Source organism: Arthrobacter sp. M2012083, assembly GCF_000281065.1.
Taxonomy (GTDB): domain Bacteria; phylum Actinomycetota; class Actinomycetes; order Actinomycetales; family Micrococcaceae; genus Arthrobacter.
The window spans coordinates 25,608-47,054 of sequence record NZ_AKKK01000038.1 but is presented as its reverse complement, the minus strand read 5'-3'; the positions used below and the strand labels follow the sequence as shown (position 1 = coordinate 47,054).

Sequence of the window (21,447 nt, the reverse complement as noted above, 5' to 3'; positions counted from 1 at the left end):
ACCAAGAGTATGTCAGACTTTTTGACTAACTACCTAAATGTTACGAACGTCACATGTTGAGTCCATCACGCTTCAGGCCTCAGCGGTGACCCGCCGACGCTCCCGCAGCAAAGCCTCCAACAGCTCCGCCACGTGCACCGGCGCTTCCACCCGGTACTGCGCTTGAGTGAAGTCCAAGCCCACCTTGATGCCAACGTCGTCGCCCATCAATCGTCCCAAGGCATCCTCATCGGTCACGTCGTCGCCTGCGAACAGGATGGCCGTAGCTCCGGTTGCGTGACGGAGGAACTCCACGGCCTCACCTTTGGATGCATGGACGACGGACGTCTCCAGCACGCGCTTGCCCGTCTTCAGGTAGACGCCTGGGTGCTCGCGGAGCACCCTCATCGCGGCCTCGACGGCGTCTTCCGCAACGTCGTCGTCGGCCATCCTCGTGTGGAGGACGACGCCGGCAGGTTTGTCCTCCAGCAAGGTTCCCGGAGCGATGTTCACGATTTCCGCAAGGACCTCACGGACCGCGGCCAGCTTGAGCCGCTGGTCTTCGTCCAGTTCCAGGCCCAGGGATCCTTCGCCCAGCCAGACCTCGGCGCCGTGGCTGCCGATCAGCAGCGTGTCCGCCGGAGGTGAGGCAACCAGCCGCAAACTGTCCAGTGCGCGGCCCGAGATGAGTGCCGTCGTCGTGCGTGGAAGTTGGGCGAGGGCCTCCAGTGCAGAAGCGGAACGGGGCAAGGGACGCGCGTCCTCCGCGTGGTCGACCAGAGGGGACAGCGTGCCGTCGAAGTCGAGGGCAACCAGGAGGTGCTCCGTGCCGGAAATGCGCCGGATGGCGTCCAGGAGTTCCGGTGACAGGGAAAGGTTCTCAGCTGTCATCACGCACCACCTTTTCTTCCAGCGCAGCCAGGAACTCTGCTGACCAATGATCCACATCGTGATCCAGGATCTGCTTGCGCATCAGCTTCATGCGGCGGCGGGCTTCCTTGGGCGGGAGGTTCACCGCACGCAGGATGGCCGACTTGAGGCCGTCGATATCGTGCGGGTTGATCAGGAGCGCTTGCTTGAGTTGGTCTGCGGCACCGGCGAACTCGCTGAGTACCAAGGCGCCGTCGTCTTCGGAGCGGGCCGTGACGTATTCCTTTGCCACCAGGTTCATGCCATCGCGCAGTGCGGTGACGAGCATGACATCCGCGGCGAGGTACAGCGCCACCATTTCCTCCACCGGATAGCTGTGGTGCAGGTAGCGCACGGCAGTGTTCTGGATGGTGTCGTAGGTGCCGTTGATGTGGCCAACCGTGCCTTCGATCTCCTCGCGCAGCAGCCTGTACTGTTCCACGCGTTCACGGCTGGGGCTCGCCACCTGGATAAGGGTGGCATCCTCCACCTTGATGCTGCCTTCGCGGAGGAGTTCCTCGAAGGCCTTCAGGCGATGACCGATTCCCTTGGTGTAATCCAGTCGGTCAACACCCAACAAAATGGTCTTGGGATCGCCCAGGTCCTTGCGGATCTGCTTGGCCCGCTCGATGATGTCAGGCCTGGCGGCGAGCTCGCGGATCTGGTCAACGTCGATGGAGATGGGGAAGGCCTGCGCCCTGGCGATGTGCGTGACTTCGCCGTCCGGACCCTTCACGTGAACCTGCTGCTGCTTGACGCTGGCACCCAGGAATCGGCGTGCAGAACGCATGAAATTGCCTGCGTCACTGGGGCGCTGGAACCCCAGAAGATCCGCACCCAGCAAGCCGTCAATGATCTCCCGGCGCCACGGGAGCTGAGCGAAGATCTCCGGGGGAGGGAAGGGGATGTGGTTGAAGAAGCCAATCTTCAGGTCCGGTCGGGCCTCGCGGAGCATTCGGGGAACCAGCTGGAGCTGATAGTCCTGGACCCACACTGTGGCGCGGTCGGCTGCGTGGCGAATGACGGCGTCGGCGAATTTCTTATTGACCTGGCGGTACGAATCCCACCACGTGCGGTGGAACTCGGGCGGTGCAATGACATCGTGGTAGAGCGGCCAGATGGTCGCATTCGAGAAACCTTCGTAGTACAGCTCCACTTCGTGGCTGCTGAGCTGAACCGGCACCAGGTCCATGCCTTCATGGCTGAACGGGCGCACAGTCTCGTCCGGGGCGCCATGCCAACCCACCCACGCGCCGTCGGACTTCGTCATCATCGGGGCGAGAGCAGTGACCAGGCCGCCGGGCGAACGACGCCAGCCATCTCCGCCGTCGTCGTTTCCGTCGCTGCTGCACCGGTCCACGGGCAGCCGGTTGGAAACCACCATGAAATCGAACGTGCTCGCCGTAGGCTTCTTTGTAGGAGAGGCCTTGGCGCTTGGTTCGGTGGTGAGCTTTTCGCTTGCCAAATCCTGCATTAACGCTCCCTGGGGTTGCTGTGACTCAACTCCCAGCCTACTAGCGGAATCTTCCCCGGCAGTTGATCGTTCAACAACCGGGCCACGAGGTGTGGGGCAAAGCTCAAGTTTGCTCCCGTAAACTGACCCCGTTGCCCTAGCTATGCACATTGACGTCGAATACCCGAGGAACTGATGAGCCCCGCAAACGAACCACGCCTGTCCAAGGCCGAAAAGACCGCCCAGGCGCGGGAGAAAGCGCGTGCAATCCGCGAAGAACAGCTGAAGAAGGAGAAGCGCAACAAGCTTCTTGTTGGCTGGGGCATCGTTGTGGCCGTGGTGGTCATCATCGCTTTGGTTGCGTTTGTGGTTATCGGTAACGCTCAGAACAACGCGCCCGTGGCCGACCAGGGACCGACACCGGCCAACGGCAACGTTCATGGCGGCATCACGCTGCTTGCCAACACTGAAGTTGTGAAGTCCGAACCTGCCACCGTCAATGTGGCAGATGTGCCGGCTCCTCTTGCCACCAAGCCGGCTACGGTGGCCGTGCCCGGTGGCGAAGCCGAGGCCGGCAAGCCCGTCAAGGTTATTGCCTACATTGACTTCATCTGCCCTGTCTGCAAGCAGTTCGAGACCGCTTACGGCGAGTCACTCACCAACCTCCGCAACGAAGGCAAGATTTCCGTCGAGTACCGCGCCCTCGGCTTCCTGGACCGCCAGTCCACCACCAACTACTCATCCCGCGCGGCCAACGCTGCTGCCTGCGTAGTCAACTCTTCCCCGGAGAAGTACGCGGAATTCTTCAACCTGCTCTTCGAACGCCAGCCGGCTGAAGGCGGAGCAGGCATCTCCGACAACGACCTCAAGAAAATGGCTACCGAAATCGGTGCGGCCAACATCGACTCCTGCATCGACAGCAAGCAGTTCCGTCCGTGGGTGAAGGTTGCCACGCAGGAAGCTGCAGCGATCGGCGTCACCGGTACGCCCACCGTGTTCATCGATGGCAAGCAGTGGGACGGCAGGTCCGACCTCAACGCCGAGATCCAGACGGCAATTACCGCCAAGGGCTAACCCCTGGGAAATCACGACGGCGGCCGGTCACCCTTTGCGGGAGGCCGGCCGCTGTTGCGTGGGGGCCATTGCTTGTGCGCTGTTGGTAGCGAATTTCGTTGACGGGGATGGTCTGGGCTAACCTTATCTAGCGCTCTTTCGCGCGTTGCTTCGGGTAACCGGAGCGTGCCTCCTTAGCTCAGTTGGCCAGAGCACCGCTCTTGTAAAGCGGGGGTCGTCGGTTCGAATCCGACAGGGGGCTCCACGAACCCCTCCATTCCGGATTTTTCCGGGGTGGAGGGGTTTTTCTGGCGGCAAGCGCGGGAGTGAGTACGGCGCCGATGCCCACTCATAACCCCCTAAGCGCCGCCTCCTATCAGGCCCGAGAGAACAGCCAGGGCCTTGGTAAGTTGCAGGTCGGAGACGGCCCCATAGCCAACGACCAAACCGTTTTCGGCGGGGCGATCGGCGTAGTATCCGGCCAAGGGAACCACCCGAACTCCTAACTCCAAGGCCTTTGTGGCCACGCTTGTAGCGTTGGGGCTTTTGAAGCGAATGACGGCATGCAGCCCGCCGTCGAGTGCGGTGAGTTCCAAGTCATCCCGGGGGCCCAGGCGGTCGATGAGGAGGGATCGGCGGTGAGCATATTCGCGCCTGGCACGAGTGATATGCCGGGAAAGCCCGCCGCCTTTTATGTAGTGGGCGATAGCTGACTGCAGCACCCCGGCCACGGGCGTGTCCAAGGCCTCCCTCGTGGCCTTTAGTATTTCGCCGGCGTCGCCCCGAACCACCAAGTACCCGCATCGCAGCCACGGGCTGAGGTTCTTGGAGAACGTTCCCAGCAGGACGACGTCGGCCGCGCTTGGGAGGGATGCCATGGCCGGAAGAGGCATTCTGCTGTGCCGGAATTCGCTGTCATAGTCATCCTCCAGCACCAGAACACCATGTTGGTCTGCCCACTTGAGCAGCCCCAGCCTTTCCTGGACGGCCATCCTGCCGCCCAAGGGGTATTGGTGGCTCGGGGTCACCAGAACTGCATCCGGTATTTCCTCCAGCACGGCCAGCTGAGAGCTGTTCAGGCCGTTTTGATCCACCGGCGCTGTCGCCAGCTGAGCGCCGGCCGCCGTCATGACCCGGCGGGCGGTGGGGTAGCCGGGATCCTCTACCAGGATGCGCGGCTGTGCCGAGCGTTTGCGGAGCATGGCTACTACGAGATGCAGTGCGTCACTGGTGCCACCGGTGATGATGACGTCTTCTGCATCGACGGCTAGCCCTCGGGATACGGCAAGGTGATCAGCCACCGCTTCCCGGAGTGCCATGGTCCCCAGGGCTGGTGGGAGTTGGATGTTCCCCGGTTCCGCTATGGCCGACTTCCAGGCGCTACGCCATTGCCTGTCCTGAAACGGTGATCCGGATGGACGGCCTGGCGTCAGGTCTATCACGTCAGCCGCGGGCGGGTTCCTATTAGGTTGTTTCCCGTTGAAGGTGCGGGAGTGCATGTCGGGACGGACTGCCACCTTGGTCCCGCCCGCGCCGTTGCTCTCAAGGAACCCCTCGCCTGCCAGTTGTTCGAATGCGCGCACCACCACACCCCGTGAAATGCCCAGTTCTGTTGCGAGTCTTCGGGTCGCAGGCAGCGTGTGCTCTGGCTGGAGAATGCCATTGAGGATTGCGGTGCGTAGCTTGCCGGCCACTTGCGCCGCGAGCGACGTTGGGCTGTTCCTGTCCAGTTCAATCGGTATTTCCGCTTCGCTCACTTGGACCTCCGGGCTTATGCGTTCTTGGACCTAGTGTAGGACCAAGGCCTTTGGAAGCATGGACCACGTCACCACGAAGCGCTGCGATTTTGCGGCAAGACGAAAGTAGGAGCCAGTGTTCAACGGCCTTAGTGCATTCCCCCTCACCCCCATGGCCGGTGAAAGCGTCGACCTGGAAGCACTTGGCCGGGTGGTGAACCGTGCTGCGAAGGCCGGAGCAGATTCGCTGGGTGTTCTCGGCTCGACCGGAAACTACGCCTATCTCTCCCGCGAGGAACGGAGGGCAGTCCTTGAAGCTGCCGTAGAAGCTGCCAATGGGGTGCCTGTCCTCGCTGGCGTTGGTGCAGTTCGCACCCGGGACGTGCTGCTGTCTGCCGCTGATGCCCAAAACGCCGGTGCTTCAGCTCTGCTCCTGGCCCCGGTGTCCTACCAGAAGCTATCGGAGGCCGAGGTCTTCGGGCTCTTCGATACCGTGGCGGCTGAGTCCGATCTTCCAATGGTTGTCTATGACAACCCAAGCACCACCGGCTTCACCTTCAGCGATGACCTGCACGCCAGGATTGCCAGGATTCCGGGAATTGCCTCCCTCAAGATTCCGCCGCCCGCCTCCGGTCAAGTAGCCGCCCGGGTTGCCAAGCTCAAGGCCGGTTTGCCGGAGGAAACATCACTGGGCATCAGTGGAGACTGGGCGGCAGCGGAGGCACTACTGGCCGGCTGCAACGTCTGGTATTCAGTGATTGCCGGCGTGTTGCCCGAACAGGCAAGGGCTCTGGTTGATCATGCTGTCGCGGGCCGAAGCGATCTGGCATTGGCCGCCTCCTCGGATCTGGAGCCCCTCTGGTCCCTGTTCCGCACCTACGGAAGCCTTCGCGTCACTGCGGCGCTGGCTGAGGATCTGGGCGTCGTGCCGTCCTCGGCTTTGCCGCTGCCCCTCCGCGGCTTGGATTCCGAGGGGCGGGAAAGGGTGGCAGAGGCCATTCGGCTCTGTGGGTTGGAAGCTTAGATGTCTCAGGATGGATCTTCCCCAACAACCGAAGGCAGAGCCCGGAGCGGGGCAGTTGGCCTGGCTGGGAAGAACCAGGACGGTGGGACGAACCAGCCGGGCTCTTCCGGTGGCCTTGCACGCTATGTCCTGGCTGCCACGCTGGCACGGAGTGCCGATGGCGGCGCAGTTGTCGCGATAGTTCTGCTCGCAACCACGAGCGGAGCACCCGGCTGGTTGGCTGGAATTTTGGGTGCTTGCATCACGGCGCCGCATCTCTTTGGGCCCCTCATAGCGCGCAGCTTGGATACGGCCCGGGATGGCAGGACGGCAATTGCGTGGGCGTGTGTGATTCATGGGGCAACCCTCGCGGCAGCGGTTCTTCTTTTCCCGGTAACCCCACCCATCGTCCCAGGCCTCCTGCTCATCGCCTCCGGCTTGGTCGGCCCTCTCCTCACGGGCGGTATCAGCAGCAGGCTGGCAGCAATCGCCGGCCCTGAGCGAACCAGCCAACGGCGCGCTCAGGGCTGGGATGTGGCCACTTACGGCATCGGCGGGACGATCGGGCCGTCCTTGGTTGCGGCGGTGTCCGCCTGGGCAGATCCTGCCGCTGCAGCACTGATCCTTGCAGCATCAACGTTCGTGGCCGCTGCCGTCATCAGGCTATTGCCCTACACGCCTCCGGCTTCAGTTGCCGCGGAAGTTCCCCGGCCTGGCCGGACGCTTCTGATGATGATCTCCAACGGCCCGCTGCGGCGAACCCTCTACATGACCGTTGTTGTGGCACTGTCAGTGGCCGCACTACCGATCACAGCTGTGGCTTCCACAGACGAACTGGGGGTAGTGCCGGCAGCAGCCGGCATTTTGACAGCAGCATATGGACTGGGCGGTCTCGTGGGCTCAGCGGGCTTCATGATCAGGCCGTTGCGAACAGACGCAGACCCATTAATGACCTGGCTGGCGGCTGCGGTAGGGATTGCCTTGGGCGGTGCAGCCGTAGCGGGGATATTCCCGACGGCGGTTGCGGCCTTTGCTTGTGCCGGCGTGCTGAACTCCTACTTCTTCGCCTCCACCTTGGCGGCCCGCAGCGAATACGCGCCAGCCGCTGCGCGAGGTCAGGTATTCGTTTGGATCGGCGCCCTGAAAATTACTGCCGGTTCGGCGGGGACAGCACTGGCGGGGGCACTCATCGCGCCCGCGGCCCAGCTTCCCTTATACCTGGCAGCAGGGCTCGTCGTATCGGCTGCGGTGGTCTCCTTGGTTGACCGCCATCTCGAGCGGTCCCGAAGCTGAGTGTTGAGGGTCGGTTTCCATGCCAGAGGTTCCATATGGTTTGTTCACCAACCCAGCGTGGAGGGGTATCCAGTGAAGCAACTTGGAGCCGGGACGTGGTCCCTGCAAGTCCTGATGCGTTTCGTCGTTCAGGCAGTGAGGTCTCTTTGCCGTATCAGGTATGCTGCTGCCGCTGATCCGGTGATGGCAATGGCGGCCATCAGCAGCGCGCCGCCTGGGTTGAAGGCTTCAACGGGCATGGCAGAGGAATGCCGGAACGGGCTTAGGTCCTGTAGCCAAGCAGGGAGTCCGAGCAGCTCTCCGAACTGTCCAAGGACCAGTGCAGCGCCCAGTGCACCCCAACCAATTGAGCTGCTCCAGCGGGGAATCAGGGCGAACGCGAGCACGGTGATTGCCGGGAAGACGATTGCCGCCGGGATGTGGGCGAGTGCGGCGGCAAAGACCGCTCCCGGGCCGCTTCCGCCGGCCTGGGTCAGGGACAGTGCGACGGCGGCGGCGGTGCCGGCCACAGTTGCAACGGCTGTGGTTGAAAGTGCGGCCACAACAAGGTTTCCGGTGACCCAGCGGGATCGGGACGCCGGTACGGCCAGCAGCTGTTCGGCACGTCCTTCGACCTCTTCGGCCCTCAGCTTGAGCGCTGCCTGGATTCCAGCTGCGGCTGCCAGGATCCCGGCGATGCCCAGCAGAGCTGTGGTGAACAGATCTACCATTCCCGCGTCTCCGGGCACGATCCTGGCCATCAGTTCCATCAGGGATGGGTTGCCTGACAGTGCGTCCCTGACGAGCGGACCCAGGGTTCCGGCGACCGCTCCGAGCGCTGCTGCGGCGACGCACCACCCGGCAAGGGTTCCGCGATGCAGACGCCAGGAGAGCCCGAGCATGGACCGCAGTCCGGAACCTGCCTGCGCGGGCCCTGAATCTTTCGCCGCCACATAACTGTCCCCGAGATCCCTGCCCTTGCGGAGCGCTACAGCCAAGACTGCAAGGACAACGCCGACGGCGGTCAGAGCCACCAGGGGCAAAGGGTCAGCTTCGGTGAAGGGCCGGACACGCTGGCCCCAACCGATGGGTGAAAGCAGGGAGGGCCAGGCCGCCATGACTCGAAGCAGTGATGCGTCGGCGGTGCCGAGGGCATCGCCGACGCCCCGGGCGAGATAGGCTGCGCCTACCGCGGCAGCTGCGACACCGTTCGCGCTCCGGGCCGTGGGCATGATCTGTGCGATCAGCGCGGCGACGGACATGAAGAACAGGCCCACGGCCCCCACCGCCGCTCCGGCCAGCACTGACCCGGAGGTCGGGAGCCCTGCACTCATGAAACCGGCAGCGACAACCGCGGCAAGGACCATGTTGGCGCCGGCGCCCAGCGCCAGGGTTGCCTGCAGGGGTGCGGCCCGGTTCACGGGGGTGGAACCGACCAGTTCGGCGCGGCCTTGGTCTTCATCGTCGCGGGTATGCCGGGTCACGAGGAACGTGCTCATCAGTCCTGCCAGCACGGCAGTGAATGAATAGCCTTGGAAGAAGGTGACGGCCCCGATGTCGATGCCGTCCGGTAGACCCCGGAGGAAGAGGAAAGCCGGGCTGGCCGCTGCCACTGTCATCAGGGCGGCGCGGTCCGTGGCTCCGCCGAATTGCGTGGTGACGGCGGCCGCGGCCGCATATCCAAGCCCGGCAATCCCCAGGATCCAGGCCGTGAGTTCGGCACGGTCGCGGCGCGTTTGGAGCAGTGTCAGGCGAACCACGGTGTTCATCACAGCACCTGGTGGTTCTGTCCGGCAGGCTGTTGGTTGTAGTGGCGCATGAACAACTCCTCCAGGGAAGGAGGGGTCGCGGTAATGCCCGAGATATGTGCCGATGCCAAGGCATCCAATACCGAACCCAGGTCAGCGCCGTCGGCATCGAACTCGATGGTGTTTCCGTCGACGCGCAGCTCGTGGATTCCCGGCCAGGCCGCAAGGGCTTCGGGGTTCGCCTCGGTTGTGATCCGGAAGCGCGTCCGGGTCAGGTGCCGCAGTTCAGCCAACGTCCCGGATTCCACAGCAGTCCCCGAGCGGATAATGGTGACCTTGTCGCACAGCTGTTCCACCTCGGCCAGGATGTGGCTGGAGAGCAGCACCGTGGCCCCCTCGGCGCTGACCCGGCGCACGTGCTGGCGGAACACCGCGTCCATCACCGGGTCAAGGCCCGAGCTTGGTTCATCGAGCAAGTACAGCCTGGCAGGTCGGCAAAAAGCGGCGATCAGGGCAGCTTTTTGCCGGTTGCCTTTCGAGTAGGTCCGGGCTTTTTTGCGGGGGTCGAAGTCGAACTCATCAATGAGCTGGGCCCGGAGCCGCTGGTCGGCTCCTCCGCGGAGCCCGGAGAGCAGATCTATGACCTCACCGCCGGAAAGGTTCGGCCAGAACGTCACGTCGCCCGGGACGTAGGCGACGTCCTTGTGGGCCCGCACCGGTTCAACCCACGGATCGATGCCAAAAACGCGGGCAGTTCCCGAGGTGGGGCGGATCAGGCCCAGGAGGATCCGTAATGTGGTGGACTTTCCCGCGCCGTTGGGACCGAGGAAGCCGTGCACCTCGCCCGGCGTTACCGAAAGGTCCAGCCCGGTCAGGGCAGCGGTTCTCCCGAAGTTTTTCACCAGCTGCGTGGTGTGGATGACTGGAGATGATTCTGCTTGCATGGCCGTCCCGTTTCCTTGGTCGCAACAATCACACCCAAGGCGGCTGCCTGGGGCGTGCCGCGCGCTTTCGTACGCGGGCCGACCAGGCTTCCCGGCTCTCCGATCAACAGCCTACAAGCATCGACGTGACTTGTGGAAGAGCTTTACCGGCGGCAGCGCAGGTGGCGCAGGTACGTGCCGTCGGTCTCCTGTCGGGCAGCGTCTATCGCGGGGTCCTTCTGGGGGGCATCGTCCGCTGAGGCACTACCCCGACGACGGTGAGATCCTCTACGGGCCTTCACCGAGCACCTTGAGGTATTCGCGATACTGATCTGCTGTGAGCTCCCCTTTCGCAAAGCGCTCATCGAGGATCTGACGGGCCCTGCTCCCTTTCACCGCCGGCGGTTCGCCGGGCCCCTGTGGGCCGGTTGGCACGTATCCGCCATGGCCGTTTCCAAAGACCCTAACTGCCAGCAGTACAAGCAGCGCGATCCCGACAAGCAGCAGAGGAACCCAGAGCCACATCCACACCATGCCTTGTCCATAACCCCACATCACGATCGGCCACCCTTCACCTTCTGTTACTCCCAGGTCTAGCCCGGACCTGAGCATCAAAATAGAGTCCTAGGTCCCGGCCATGCGCCGGAGTGGTACGCACAGAGTTGAGGGCGGTCTTCCAGGGGAAGCGGCACCTGCAAGCTGGAAAGAGGGCTCTGCAAGAAGACGCTTCCGCAATGGCGGCCGCACGATCATGCTCGCACGAGATGGCGCCGTGACACCCTGGACAGCTTTCGCGATGGGATATGTTGTTATCGACGATTAAGGTTAAGCTTATGGATCCGTCCCAGTGGTTGAACGCGTCGATGAGGACGTCGACCGTGTGCGTTCCAGGCTCTGACGGCCAGCTACGACGTCCCGGGATGTCGTCCTGCGTCCGCTGGAAGATGTGCAAACAATTCGCCACGTGGACATGCTGTCCGCGTCGAACGGGTTGTGTACCGGGCAGTGGCTGTCGTTATAGATGCTTTGTGCGGGATCGCCCGACCACATGTTCAACCCCCTCAGTCAGGAGCGCCCATGCCCAAGAATCCACGCGATGAGATAGACGCGCAGATTCTTGCCGAGCTTCGTCGAAATGCCCGGATCAGCTTGGCGCAACTTGGCGGGAAGGTGCTGCTTTCCCGTAACGCTGTGCGGCAGCGAATTGAACGGCTGGAACGGGACGGCTTCATCAACGGTTACACCATCAAGGAATCCGCGGGGAACGGAACGCCCACGGTCAACGCCGTGCTCCTGATTCAGCGTCAGGACAGGATGAGGGGTGGTGACGTCATTGCCGGGTTACGGGCGATTCCGGAAATTACCACCTGCGACGTGGTGAGTGGGGAGCTTGATTTGATTGCCAGGGTGGAGGCACCTGACGCAGCCAGGATCCAGGAAATCTGGCGGCAGGTTTCAGAGTTTCCCGGAGTCCGCGACACAACAACTGCCTTGTCCCTTTCGACTGTGATAGACAGGCAGACTCCACGCTAAGTGGGGCGCTGACCCCTGGTACTTAAAGGAATCCGGCGCTGCGGACCAGAGTGAGTCCGCAACGCCGGATTTGCTGCACGCTTGACCCGAGTCAGACGCCCATTAGCGCCTCCACCTGCTCGGGCAGGAGCAGGCCTTCGGTAACGGCGAGATCCATCACACTGTGCCCTGAAGCAAGGGCGCGGTGTGCGAGCTCTGCAGCCACTGCATAGCCCAGTAACGGGAGCAGCGCAGTGGCCTGCGCTGTGGAGGCCCTCGCCCGGGAGCGCAGCAAAGCCTCGTTCGCTTCAATGCCCTCCACGCAAAGGTCCCGCAGCACATCGGCACCGTTGGTCAGCCAGCTCACTGACTGAAGCAGGGCATGAGCTATGGCTGGTTCGAACGCGTTCAGCTGAAGCTGTCCGTTTTCTGCCGCCATGGTTACTGTGACGTCAGCTCCGGCGACGAAGAAGGCGATCTGGTTGACGACCTCGGGCACCACGGGGTTGACCTTGCCCGGCATAATCGAGGAGCCCGCTTGGCGCGGGGGCAACCGGATCTCGGTCAGTCCTGTCTGCGGTCCGCTGGAGAGCAGCCGCAAGTCGCTGGAGATTTTGGAGAGCTTGATGGCGGTGCGTTTGAGCGCTCCGGAGAACGTCATGAAGGCGCCGGTGTCCCACGTTGCTTCGACGAAGTCGTGGGCACGGACCAGCGTCACGCCGCTGACGGCTGAAAGCATGTCGATGACACGCTCAACATACATCGGATCGGCGGTGATGCCCGTGCCTATGGCGGTGGCACCTAGACTGCACTCAAGCAGCAGCGCAGCTGCGTCGCCCAGCCGGCGCTGGTCTTCCTCCAAGGTCACGGAGAACGCGGTGAACTCCTGGCCGAGGGTCATGGGCACCGCATCCTGCAACTGCGTACGACCAACCTTCGGGATGGATGCGAACGCTTGACCCCGTTCGGCGAACGCACCCGAAAGCAGGGCCAGGCGCTCCAAGAGATCCTCCAGCGCGAACACGAGAGCCAGGCGCACCGCCGTCGGGTAGACGTCATTGGTGGACTGGCACTTGTTGACGTGCCCGATGGGGTCGACCACATGATAGGAGCCTCGGGGATGGCCTAAGCCTTCCAAAGCGAGGTTGGCTATGACCTCGTTGGCGTTCATGTTGGTGGAAGTCCCAGCGCCACCTTGGATGACATCTACCGGAAAAGCCTGATCGACGTCGCCTGAGGCCACAGTGTCGCAGGCTGCAACGATGGCGTGGCCAATGTCTGCCGGGATCAGGCCCAGCTCGGTGTTGGTCAGCGCCGCAGCCTTTTTTACTAAGGCCAGGGCACGGATGAGGTGCCGGTGGGTTCCCAGCTGGATGCCGCTGATGGGGAAGTTGAGGATGGCGCGTTCGGTATGGATTCCCCACAACGCGGATCCGGGGACCGCCAAGGTCCCTAGGCTGTCCTGTTCAATTCGCACGACTGTGTTCATGAGGCGATCGCGATGACTTTGGGCTGGGTCATTTCTTCGTAAGCGAAGTGGACGCCTTCGCGGCCCATGCTGCCGTACTTTGAACCGCCGAACGGCATTGCATCATGTCGGTAGTCCGAGGAGTCGTTGATCATCACGCCGCCTGCGTCAATCGCCTTGGCGGTTGCCAGTGCCCGGCCCAGGTCCTTGGTGAACACCCCGGCCTGCAGGGCATATTCGCTGTCATTGGCCAGCTCGATGGCTTCCTCGGGGGAGTCGAACGGTTCCACCAGGACTACGGGGGCAAACAGTTCCTCGCTCCAGGCTTCACAATTGCGGGGGACGCCCGTGAGCACAGCGGGCGTCAGCACCGGTCCGTTGAGGGTGCCGCCAGTGAGTAGCTGTGCCCCGGCGGCGACGGCGTCATCGATCTTGCGTTTCGCTTCGACAGCGGAACCGTTGCTGATCATGGGTCCGACGTCGGTCTGATCGTTGCGAGGGTCGCCGGTTTTCAATGCCGCCGTTTGGGCGACGAAGTCCTTCAGAAAGGCATCGAAGACAGTCCTTTGGACAAGGACTCGCTGGGCGCCGATGCAGTTCTGTCCGGCAGCCCAGAAGGAGCCGGAGACACAGGCTTCGACGGCGGTGGGAAGGTCGGCGTCGTCGAACACGATGACGGGTGCGTTGCCGCCGAGTTCCATGGATAGGCGTTTGATACCGGCGCTCGCGGCGATCGCACGCCCGGTGGCAAAACCTCCGGTGAAGGAAACCATGCGGACCAGCTTGGAGGAGATGATGGTCTGCGCGATCGTGCGGTCACCCAGGACAACGGTGACGAACTCCGTCGGCAGGCCGGCTTCACGCAGCAGGTCCACGAGAAGGATGGCTGTCAACGGAGTCAGCTGCGACGGCTTCAGGATCACGGTATTGCCGCCGGCAATCGCGGGGCCGAGCTTGTGGGCCACCAAGTTCAAAGCGTCGTTGTACGGGGTAATGGCCGCAATGAGTCCCAGCGGTTCACGGGTGAACCAACCCTGCCGGTTTTCGGAGCCTGCGAAGGAGTCGAAGGGAACTACTTCGCCGATATTCCGGCGCGTCTCCGCTGCCGAGAGCTTGAGGGTGTTGACGGCCCGTGCGACTTCCTTGCGTGCCTGTTTGATGGTTTTGCCTGCCTCGGCAACGATCAGTTCCGCGACCTTTTGGGAGCGCTCCTGAAGAAGGTCCGCGGCAGTGTCCAAGATCCGGCCGCGCTCGTGGCGGGGCATGGCGGCCGCTGCCGGGGTGGCGGAAGCGGCACGGATCAGCTCCACCTGTACTTCCGCGTCGCTGCACTGGGGCAAGGTTGCCACAACGGAACCGTCAAACTTGTTGTGCACCAGCAGATCTTGGGTTGTCACTGGGGAGTTGGCTTCGGCAATCGCTGTTTCAGGCACGGACGGCTCCTGTTACGAACTCGTTGACGGCCATGATGTCGGAGATGAGCGCATAGGCGGTCTCCACACGACCAGCACCCGGGCCGGATACGGTGACTGCCCCGAGCAGGTCGGTGGTGAACGACACGGCGTTGGTGGCACCGGAAATGCCTGCGAGTGGGTGATCGGCCGGCAAGGCGATCGGCTTGACGGTGGCGACGACCCGGCCGTCCGCTTCGCGGCGGGCTTCGCCGATCAACTTCCAGCGAAGTCCGCTTGCCAACGCCTTGGACACGTCATCGCTGTTGATGTCCTGGATGCCGGTGGTTTCTACATCGCCGGGGTGTATGTTGGCGCCGAGCAGTTCGTTGGCCAGAATGGCGACCTTGAGCCGGACATCCGAGCCGCCGATGTCCGCGGTCGGGTCAGCCTCCGCGTAGCCGAGCTCCTGGGCTTCGGCGATTGCCTCTTCCAAGCGCAATCCGGCTTCCATGCGGCCCAGCACATAGTTGCTGGTTCCATTCAGGATCCCCTGGACTGCGGTCAACCCGAGACCTCCGAGCATCTTGTGTGCAAGACGGATAACAGGTGTGCCGCTCATGACGGCGCCCTCATATTCGAAGCGGACGCCGTTGTTTGCGGCGAGTTTGCTCAGTTCAGGGCCTCGGAGAGCGACAGGACCCTTGTTGGTGGTCACCACGTGCTTGCCCGACTCGATGGCCCACTTCACGTGCGAGACGGCCGGTTCGCCGTCGATTGGGCTGGTGAAGGTCGCTTCGACCACGATGTCGGCGGGGCTGTTCTTGATGACGTCTTCGTTCCGGGGGTCGGAGCTGCCGCCGGGGAGACCGTCGAAGGAGGATCCGCGGGGCATGGCCAGGATGGCTGCAAGGTCAATGCCGTCGCCCTGGACGAGCGAACCGAAAGCAAGGTCGGTGATGGCTACGACGCGGAGCTCGAATCCGAGGGAAGCGAAGCGCCGGGGTTCGTCGCGGATCAGTTCGGCCAGGGCACGGTTAACGCCTCCGAAACCAATCAGGGCCAGGTTGTAAGTAGTCACGGGATCTCCTTGGTAGGGCGGTGATGCTGTCCTTTAAGCCTCGGTCCCGGGAGTGTCAGTTACCTAGGTACGAATCGCCTGTGGGAATGCCGAAATGCCCATATATGCGGGTAGTTTGGCCGCTTCGGCCGTTGGTCCGATGCTTCGGCATCTCACGGAAAGACAAAAGCGACCTTCCACGGACGAGTGAAAGGCCGCTTTGTATGCGTCTGTTTATGAGGAGGATCCTCAAAAAGTAAAGACGAAAAAAGGGTTTGGATAGGCTCTACCTTCGGGTGCTGATCCCAGGTGCGGCCTTTCGGCGCAGTTGCATCAGCCCCGCGACGGTCAGCCCGGCGGTAAGTGCGAGGGCCGCCACCCATAGGGTGAGGCCGGCGAGGTCATGGATGGCCATCTGTGGGAGCCTTCTGTCCGGTACGGCTACGACGCCGATGAACGCACCGATGAGTCCGAAGTAGCTGCCTGTCATAAACCGCTGGTGTGCACGGATATTGCCGCGGCGGACGGACCATAGGCCCATGGTCAGCGTACAGAACGTCAGCACAGAGAGGGCGTGGAGCCAGTTGAAGCCGCCATCGATGGTTCTGATCCCGAAGGAGGTGAGGACTACGACGTACATGGCCACTGCCCAGATGCGGCCCAGGATCTTGTGCGCTGCGCTGCCTTTGTTGCGGCGGAGCAGGTTCACGGCGCCGAAGATTAAGGCGTAGCCGGCTGCGATGGCGTGCAGGGAGATGAGGAAGGTCCACGGCGAGGGCATAGGGCCAGCCTAGTGGCCGTCAACTGTGGCTCCGTAACTGATACTTTCCCCAACTACTTAGTGCTTTCCTTGCGCTTTTTGACCCTTCGAATGATGAGCCACCCTATGAAGGCGGCAAGTCCTGCGTACACGGCGTAATTGAGGAATCGTGAGTATTGGTCCACAAGGTGATATTGCGTGCCGAGCAGTGACCCCGCTCCAATGAGCAGGGCGTTCCATACGCCGGTTCCGGCCACGGTAAAAAGGCTGAACGTCAGCAGGTTCATGCGTTCGGCACCCGCCGGGAGGGAGATAAGGCTGCGAATGCCGGGTAGCAGCCTGCCAAAGAAAATTGCTGATCTACCGTGGCGTTCGAACCAATCAGCGGCCTTCTCGAAGTCTTCCCGGTCAACCAACGGCAGTTTCGAAAGTAGCTTGATGGACCGTTCCAACCCCACCTTGTACCCCAGCCAATAGAGGAGCATTGCGCCGGCATATGCGCCGAGGGTGCTGGTGACGAACACCAGGATCAGGTTCATGCTTCCCTGCTGGGTAAGGAATCCAGCCAGTGGGAGGATCACCTCGCTGGGTATGGGTGGGAATACAGTCTCCAGAAGCGTCAGCAAGCCCACGCCCCATTCACCGAGGGCTTCGATTACCTGCGCGGCGACACCTACAATCCCGGTCAATTCATCGGCTGCAGCAGTCGCCTTAAGAAAACTGATCAGGTCGATCTCCTTTCTTAAGCGACCCCCCCACAGAGGTCTGAAGCGCAAGCTGCCGGTTCCAAAGGGAAGCCCAGTGATGGGGGACCACTGGGCTTCCACCTCAACGCTATTCCTATCCAAGCCCTCGGGCAACAAGCAATGACAACAGGTCTCTAGGCGGGCGAATGAACGGCAACGGAGTCGCGCTCAACCGCCGGGCAAGCGATCTTCACAGCGGACTCGAGAGGCGCGGCATCAAGGCCCAACAGCATCCGAACGCCCGCAGCGCCTAGTTCGTAGTGGGGCAGTGACACTGTTGAAAGCGGCGGCCGGAGGTGGGCGGCGATGACTTCCTGGTTGTCGAAGCCCACCACGGCAATGTCCTCCGGGATGGAGAGGCCGTTTTCCCGCAGGCCGTCGTAAAGCCCCATGGCCATACGGTCGTTGTAGCAGTACACGGCGCCAACCCCAAGCTCGAGCAAATCCTGCGTGGCGCCGTAGCCGCCTTCCTGATCCGGGTACGCTTCGAGCACCAAATCGGGATCAAAAGGTATTCCAGCGGCTTCGAGTGCGTCCTTATAGCCCTGGAGTCGACCGTCCTTGGCAGGTGCGGGGGTGGTGGTGTTGATGAACGCGATGCGCCGGTGACCGCCGCGGAGCAGGATCTCAGTGGCAGACTGCCCACCTTGCGCTTCATCCGGTACTACGGCGCGCGCGGCCCCGGCGTCGGGGGAAAAACAGTTGACCAGGACAAAATCTGCCTCGCGAAGGGTATCCGGGATATCGGTGGGGCGGTGGAACCACGTCGAGTACAGGATGCCGCGGACCTTGTATTCCAGCATCATGGCGATGGCATCTTTTTCGAGGTCTTGATTGCCTTCGGTATTGGCGATCAGCAGGGCGTAACCATGCTTCCAGGCTTCATCCTGTGCACCGTGGATGATCTGGCCGGCGAAGGGCGTGGTGGCGACGCCGTCGGCCACCAACCCGATGAACTTCGAGGTTCCACTGACCAGTGTTTTGGCCATGGCATTTGGACGGTAGCCCAGTTGAGCAATTGCCTCAGTGACCCGCTGACGTGTCTCGTCTGCAATGCGCGCGTTCTTCTTTTTGTTGATGACCAGGGAGACCGTGGCAGTGGAAACCCCCGCTAGTTCAGCGACTTCACGGAGGGTCACCGGATGGGCGCGGCCCACTGCGGCATGAACGATGGGGGCGGCCGCGTTGCCCGAATTTTTCTCCTGCGAAATCATCTGTCCTCCTTCTGGAGTATATCCGCCTGCCATGGCGGTCATCCCTTCGTCGCCCCGCTTTCCAAGCCCTGGATCATGGCCTTGTTGAGAACCAGGAAGACCAGGAGCAGCGGAGTGATGGTCACGCACACGGCCGCAAAGGTGGCTGTCCAATCCACTTTGCCCATGGCCCCGATGTAGTTCTGCAGGCCCAAGGGAATCGTCTTCAAGTCCTCGGAGAGAACAAAAGTGTTGGCGAAGATGAAGTCGTTCCAAATGAAGATGCTGTTCACCAGGACAACGGTGACCACGGTGTTCAGAGATAGTGGCAGGGTTATCAAACCGAAAATCCTGTACGGGCCGGCACCATCCAAGGATGCGGCCTCGTAGGTTTCCCGCGGAATGTACTCGAAGAAGGACGAGAACAGATAAATGGACATGGGCAAGGCAAAGCCAGCCAAGGGGATGATCATCGACTGGTAAGTGTCCAACAGGTTCACTGCGGAGTAGTCGATGAACAGTGGGACCAAAGCGATCTGAACGGGAACAATAATCCCCACCAGGAACAAACCGCGGACGAACCGGCTCAGGCGGAAGCCGAGAACCTGAATGGCGTACGCAGCCATCATGCCGAACAACACTATGAGGATGTTGGCCCCCATGGTGACAATGAAGCTGTTCAGGATGTTCCGGCCCAGATCGCCGGTTTCAAAGGCCCTCGCGTAGTTTTCCCACGTCCACGAGCTGGGGAGCGCGAAGGGATCGCCGGTTGCGAAGTCGTGTTCCGTCCGCAAGCTGGTAAGGAACAGCCAGGCGAGCGGGTAGACCTGCACGATGACGATGAGCATAATCAGTACCCGCGAGAGTGTCCGGTACAGGCTCGGCTTGCGCCGCCGTCGCTGACGAACCGGCGAGGGCGGAGTCGAAGCGCGCGGGGTGGACGGGGCTGTCTGGGTGATCATGAATCTGCCTTCCGCTTGAGCATGAACAAGATGAGGCCGACGGCGACGAGGCACTCGATCACGATGAAGACGGAGATGGTACTTGCGTAGCCGAAGTCCGTGCTGGTGAAGGCTGTCTTGTACATGTAGGTGGTGAGCAGCTCGGAGGACTGCCCAGGGCCACCGTTGGTCATGAGGTACGGGATATCGAAACCGCGCAAGCCGTAGGTGGTGGCCATGATGGTGGTAGTAATCCACACGGGACGTATATAAGGGAACCGGATCTTGGTGAAGAGGGTCCACTTCGAGGCGCCGTCCAGGACAGCTGCTTCTTCGAGTTCCTTGGGAACGGCGATCAGGGCGGCGTAAATGATGAGCATGTACAGCCCTGTAAACCGCCAGCCTTCGGGGGCGGATACGGCGGCCAGCACCGTGTTCACATCGGAGAGCCAGGCCCGTTCGAAGGAACCCAAACCTATCCAATGCAACAGCTGGTTCAACAGGCCCACCGGGTCAATGGAGTAAATACGGACAAAGAGGAAGGCAATTGCCACGGTGGAGATCACAGCTGGCAGCAAGTAGAGGGTTTTGATGAGTTCCCGGCCCCGGCGAAGTGACGTGAGGAGACTGGCTACAACCAGTGCTCCGCCGAGCTGCAGCACCAGGCATATGGCCAGGTAGAGGAGCGCGTTGAAGAAGGACCTCCAGAAAATGTCGTCCGCGGTGAGCATCCGGACATAGTTGGCGAGCCCTACGAACTCCATCTCGCTGATGCCGTTCCAGGAGAAGAAGCTCAGGAACAACGACTGAAGAATCGGGAAGAGTACGGCTGCGCAGTAGAGCAGCAGGGGTGGAAGCAGGAAAACCAGGACCGAGGTTCTTGACCTGTTGGGTAGCATGGTGGGCCTTTCGGGCGGGGCGTTGGGAGCCCCCGCCGCTTCGGTTTACTTGAAGAACTTGGGGGCGTTCTGCTTGATGGCGTCGTCCATGGTCTTGGTGAACTGTTCGGGCGTAATGTTGCCCTGGACCAGTAGGACGAGTTCCTGTTGCAGCCGGCCGTTGGTGGTGGGGTCGAGCTGGGTATCCCACGGCATTGCTTGCTTGTCCCCAAGGGTGTCGGCCGTTTCGAGCGCCTTCTTGTACAGCGGAGTCGCGTTCGCCGGGATGGCCGTTTGTACGTTGGTGGTGGGAGAAAGGGCCCCGGTAGCAGCGTATTCAGCCGGGTACTTCTCCAAGGCGAACTTCAGGAAGTCGCTCACCAACGGATCGTAGGTCTTCGAGTTCACTGCCATCCCAATGCCGGAGGGTGATACGAACTCGTTCGCAGCGGTCACCGAACCTTCAGTGGTGGGCAAGGTAAAGAAATCGATGTCGTCGCGCACCTCGGAGTTGAGCTTGTCCGTGGCGAGGCTGGGAAGTTCCCAGGTACCGATGTTGTACATGGCGGCCTGTCCCGAGGTGAACTGGTTCTGCGCGTCTGAATATCCCTGGGCGGAGAAGCCCTCCTGGAAGCACTTCGCCTTGCCGAGGTCAGCCATCCACTTCACAGTCTTCTGGCCGGCTTCATCCGAGAAGGATGCCTCGCCCTTCTTTAGCTTCTGGACGAAGTCGGGCCCCGCTTCACGGAACGGCTGGTACGCGACGTAGCGTTCCAGCGGCCACTGGTCCTGTCCGTCGATTGCGATCGGGGTGATCCCGGCATTCCGCAAGGCCGTGCACATGGCGGGGATGTCATCGAGGGACTTTGGCACGGAAACGCCGGCCTTCTCCATCAGTGCCTTGTTGTACCAGATGAATTCGAGTTCGAATTGGAACGGAATCATGTACAGGGAGCCGTCGTCGAAACGCTGGTAGTCCAGTGCGCCGGGCCGGTAATCGTCGTACACGTCCAGTGATTTCAGGAGCTTGTCGGCGTCCACCATTTTGCCTTGCTTGGCCAGTTCCCGCGCGAAGGGGGTTGCATCGGTATCGAACAATTCCGGTAGCTTGTTGGCCGCGGCCAGAGTTTCAAGCTTTTGAATGTAGGAGGGCCGGTCCGGGGTGGTGATGAGGTTCAGTGCGAAGCCCGGGTGTTCTTTGGCGTAGTCGTCCGCGAGCTTCTTCATGATGTTGATGACAGCTCCGTCGGCGGGCCTTGAGAGCAACCAGGATATTTCGCGGGGCTTGATCTCTCCGGTGGGGCTGACGTTGGACGGGTCACTGGCGGCTCCGCCGCCGCCGCAGGCTGTCAAAGCCAGGGCAGCGGCGGCTGCGACGGCAGCGGCACGGAATAGTTTCTTCATAGCGGCAATCTCCCTTGA

General features: G+C 62.0%; 19 protein-coding genes and 1 tRNA gene. 5 read left to right on the top strand and 15 right to left on the bottom strand.

All coding sequences use genetic code 11. The annotated features are described in order from the left end of the window. Positions 1 to 72: 72 nt before the first annotated feature. A complete protein-coding gene (gene otsB / locus A477_RS0115830; protein ID WP_017199920.1) occupies positions 73 to 870 on the bottom strand; it encodes a trehalose-phosphatase in 798 nt (265 codons plus the stop codon). Next, positions 860 to 2,362 carry an alpha,alpha-trehalose-phosphate synthase (UDP-forming) gene (locus A477_RS0115825; protein ID WP_017199919.1) on the bottom strand — a complete coding sequence of 501 codons (1,503 nt, stop codon included), beginning with the start codon at positions 2,360 to 2,362 and terminating at the stop codon, positions 860 to 862. Before A477_RS0115825 ends, otsB begins: the two co-directional genes overlap by 11 nt. A gap of 174 nt (positions 2,363 to 2,536) precedes the next feature. Here A477_RS0115825 and A477_RS0115820 point away from each other — a divergent pair, with 174 nt between their 5' ends. Then, on the top strand, positions 2,537 to 3,415 hold the full coding sequence (locus A477_RS0115820) for a DsbA family protein (protein ID WP_026005684.1): 879 nt from the start codon (positions 2,537 to 2,539) through the stop codon (positions 3,413 to 3,415). 167 nt (positions 3,416 to 3,582) lie between these two features. Further along, positions 3,583 to 3,659, top strand: a tRNA-Thr gene (locus tag A477_RS0115815). A gap of 94 nt (positions 3,660 to 3,753) precedes the next feature. Here the strand turns inward: A477_RS0115815 and pdxR are convergent. After that, on the bottom strand, positions 3,754 to 5,151 hold the full coding sequence (gene pdxR, locus A477_RS0115810; protein ID WP_017199918.1) for a MocR-like pyridoxine biosynthesis transcription factor PdxR: 1,398 nt from the start codon (positions 5,149 to 5,151) through the stop codon (positions 3,754 to 3,756). Positions 5,152 to 5,266: 115 nt separating this feature from the next. Here pdxR and A477_RS0115805 point away from each other — a divergent pair, with 115 nt between their 5' ends. Both A477_RS0115805 and A477_RS23750 read left to right on the top strand, forming a co-directional pair. Beyond that, entirely contained in the window at positions 5,267 to 6,154 is an 888-nt protein-coding gene (locus A477_RS0115805; RefSeq protein ID WP_017199917.1) for a dihydrodipicolinate synthase family protein, read from the top strand. Next, positions 6,155 to 7,426 (top strand): MFS transporter, encoded by a 1,272-nt coding sequence (locus A477_RS23750; RefSeq protein WP_017199916.1) that lies wholly within the window; start codon positions 6,155 to 6,157, stop codon positions 7,424 to 7,426. A 128-nt stretch (positions 7,427 to 7,554) separates the two neighbouring features. Here A477_RS23750 and A477_RS0115795 read toward each other — a convergent pair whose 3' ends face one another. The 3 genes from A477_RS0115795 to A477_RS0115785 all read right to left on the bottom strand — a co-directional run bounded on the left by A477_RS0115795 (position 7,555) and on the right by A477_RS0115785 (position 10,634). Then, positions 7,555 to 9,174, bottom strand: coding sequence for an ABC transporter permease (locus tag A477_RS0115795; RefSeq protein ID WP_017199915.1), 1,620 nt, complete (start codon positions 9,172 to 9,174; stop codon positions 7,555 to 7,557). Beyond that, positions 9,174 to 10,097, bottom strand: coding sequence for an ABC transporter ATP-binding protein (locus A477_RS0115790; protein ID WP_017199914.1), 924 nt, complete (start codon positions 10,095 to 10,097; stop codon positions 9,174 to 9,176). The genes A477_RS0115795 and A477_RS0115790 overlap by 1 nt, the downstream gene beginning before the upstream one ends. A 267-nt stretch (positions 10,098 to 10,364) precedes the next feature. Then, on the bottom strand, positions 10,365 to 10,634 hold the full coding sequence (locus A477_RS0115785) for an SHOCT domain-containing protein (RefSeq protein WP_026005683.1): 270 nt from the start codon (positions 10,632 to 10,634) through the stop codon (positions 10,365 to 10,367). 519 nt (positions 10,635 to 11,153) lie between these two features. Here A477_RS0115785 and A477_RS0115780 point away from each other — a divergent pair. Then, positions 11,154 to 11,609, top strand: coding sequence for an Lrp/AsnC family transcriptional regulator (locus A477_RS0115780; RefSeq protein ID WP_017199912.1), 456 nt, complete (start codon positions 11,154 to 11,156; stop codon positions 11,607 to 11,609). 91 nt (positions 11,610 to 11,700) lie between these two features. Here A477_RS0115780 and A477_RS0115775 read toward each other — a convergent pair whose 3' ends face one another. The 9 genes from A477_RS0115775 to A477_RS0115735 form a co-directional block, all read right to left on the bottom strand. After that, a complete protein-coding gene (locus tag A477_RS0115775; protein WP_017199911.1) occupies positions 11,701 to 13,077 on the bottom strand; it encodes an aspartate ammonia-lyase in 1,377 nt (458 codons plus the stop codon). Continuing rightward, positions 13,074 to 14,489: an aldehyde dehydrogenase family protein gene (locus tag A477_RS0115770; protein WP_017199910.1), complete on the bottom strand. Its 1,416-nt coding sequence runs from the start codon at positions 14,487 to 14,489 to the stop codon at positions 13,074 to 13,076. Before A477_RS0115770 ends, A477_RS0115775 begins: the two co-directional genes overlap by 4 nt. Beyond that, a complete protein-coding gene (locus A477_RS0115765) occupies positions 14,482 to 15,528 on the bottom strand; it encodes a homoserine dehydrogenase (RefSeq protein WP_017199909.1) in 1,047 nt (348 codons plus the stop codon). Before A477_RS0115765 ends, A477_RS0115770 begins: the two co-directional genes overlap by 8 nt. A 265-nt stretch (positions 15,529 to 15,793) precedes the next feature. Beyond that, positions 15,794 to 16,288 (bottom strand): DUF2306 domain-containing protein, encoded by a 495-nt coding sequence (locus tag A477_RS0115760; protein ID WP_017199908.1) that lies wholly within the window; start codon positions 16,286 to 16,288, stop codon positions 15,794 to 15,796. Positions 16,289 to 16,341: 53 nt separating this feature from the next. Further along, entirely contained in the window at positions 16,342 to 16,956 is a 615-nt protein-coding gene (locus A477_RS0115755) for a DedA family protein (protein ID WP_237715809.1), read from the bottom strand. A 191-nt stretch (positions 16,957 to 17,147) separates the two neighbouring features. Next, the gene (locus A477_RS0115750; protein ID WP_020372830.1) at positions 17,148 to 18,227 is read right to left on the bottom strand and encodes a LacI family DNA-binding transcriptional regulator; all 1,080 of its coding nucleotides are present in this window, start codon (positions 18,225 to 18,227) and stop codon (positions 17,148 to 17,150) included. Between the two features lie 38 nt (positions 18,228 to 18,265). Further along, positions 18,266 to 19,168 (bottom strand): carbohydrate ABC transporter permease, encoded by a 903-nt coding sequence (locus A477_RS0115745; RefSeq protein WP_017199906.1) that lies wholly within the window; start codon positions 19,166 to 19,168, stop codon positions 18,266 to 18,268. After that, a complete protein-coding gene (locus A477_RS0115740; RefSeq protein WP_011773682.1) occupies positions 19,165 to 20,046 on the bottom strand; it encodes a carbohydrate ABC transporter permease in 882 nt (293 codons plus the stop codon). The genes A477_RS0115745 and A477_RS0115740 overlap by 4 nt, the downstream gene beginning before the upstream one ends. Before the next feature lie 45 nt (positions 20,047 to 20,091). Continuing rightward, positions 20,092 to 21,429, bottom strand: coding sequence for an ABC transporter substrate-binding protein (locus tag A477_RS0115735; protein ID WP_017199905.1), 1,338 nt, complete (start codon positions 21,427 to 21,429; stop codon positions 20,092 to 20,094). Positions 21,430 to 21,447 lie beyond the last annotated feature (18 nt).

Excerpts from the sequence above, each read along its gene's own strand:
- otsB (WP_017199920.1), bottom strand. The coding sequence starts at position 870 with ATGACAGCTGAGAACCTTTCCCTGTCACCGGAACTCCTGGACGCCATC.
- A477_RS0115825 (WP_017199919.1), bottom strand. The coding sequence starts at position 2,362 with ATGCAGGATTTGGCAAGCGAAAAGCTCACCACCGAACCAAGCGCCAAG.
- A477_RS0115820 (WP_026005684.1), top strand. The coding sequence starts at position 2,537 with ATGAGCCCCGCAAACGAACCACGCCTGTCCAAGGCCGAAAAGACCGCC.
- A477_RS23750 (WP_017199916.1), top strand. The coding sequence starts at position 6,155 with ATGTCTCAGGATGGATCTTCCCCAACAACCGAAGGCAGAGCCCGGAGC.
- A477_RS0115795 (WP_017199915.1), bottom strand. The coding sequence starts at position 9,174 with ATGAACACCGTGGTTCGCCTGACACTGCTCCAAACGCGCCGCGACCGT.
- A477_RS0115790 (WP_017199914.1), bottom strand. The coding sequence starts at position 10,097 with ATGCAAGCAGAATCATCTCCAGTCATCCACACCACGCAGCTGGTGAAA.
- A477_RS0115780 (WP_017199912.1), top strand. The coding sequence starts at position 11,154 with ATGCCCAAGAATCCACGCGATGAGATAGACGCGCAGATTCTTGCCGAG.
- A477_RS0115775 (WP_017199911.1), bottom strand. The coding sequence starts at position 13,077 with ATGAACACAGTCGTGCGAATTGAACAGGACAGCCTAGGGACCTTGGCG.
- A477_RS0115760 (WP_017199908.1), bottom strand. The coding sequence starts at position 16,288 with ATGCCCTCGCCGTGGACCTTCCTCATCTCCCTGCACGCCATCGCAGCC.
- A477_RS0115750 (WP_020372830.1), bottom strand. The coding sequence starts at position 18,227 with ATGATTTCGCAGGAGAAAAATTCGGGCAACGCGGCCGCCCCCATCGTT.
- A477_RS0115745 (WP_017199906.1), bottom strand. The coding sequence starts at position 19,168 with ATGATCACCCAGACAGCCCCGTCCACCCCGCGCGCTTCGACTCCGCCC.
- A477_RS0115740 (WP_011773682.1), bottom strand. The coding sequence starts at position 20,046 with ATGCTACCCAACAGGTCAAGAACCTCGGTCCTGGTTTTCCTGCTTCCA.
- A477_RS0115735 (WP_017199905.1), bottom strand. The coding sequence starts at position 21,429 with ATGAAGAAACTATTCCGTGCCGCTGCCGTCGCAGCCGCCGCTGCCCTG.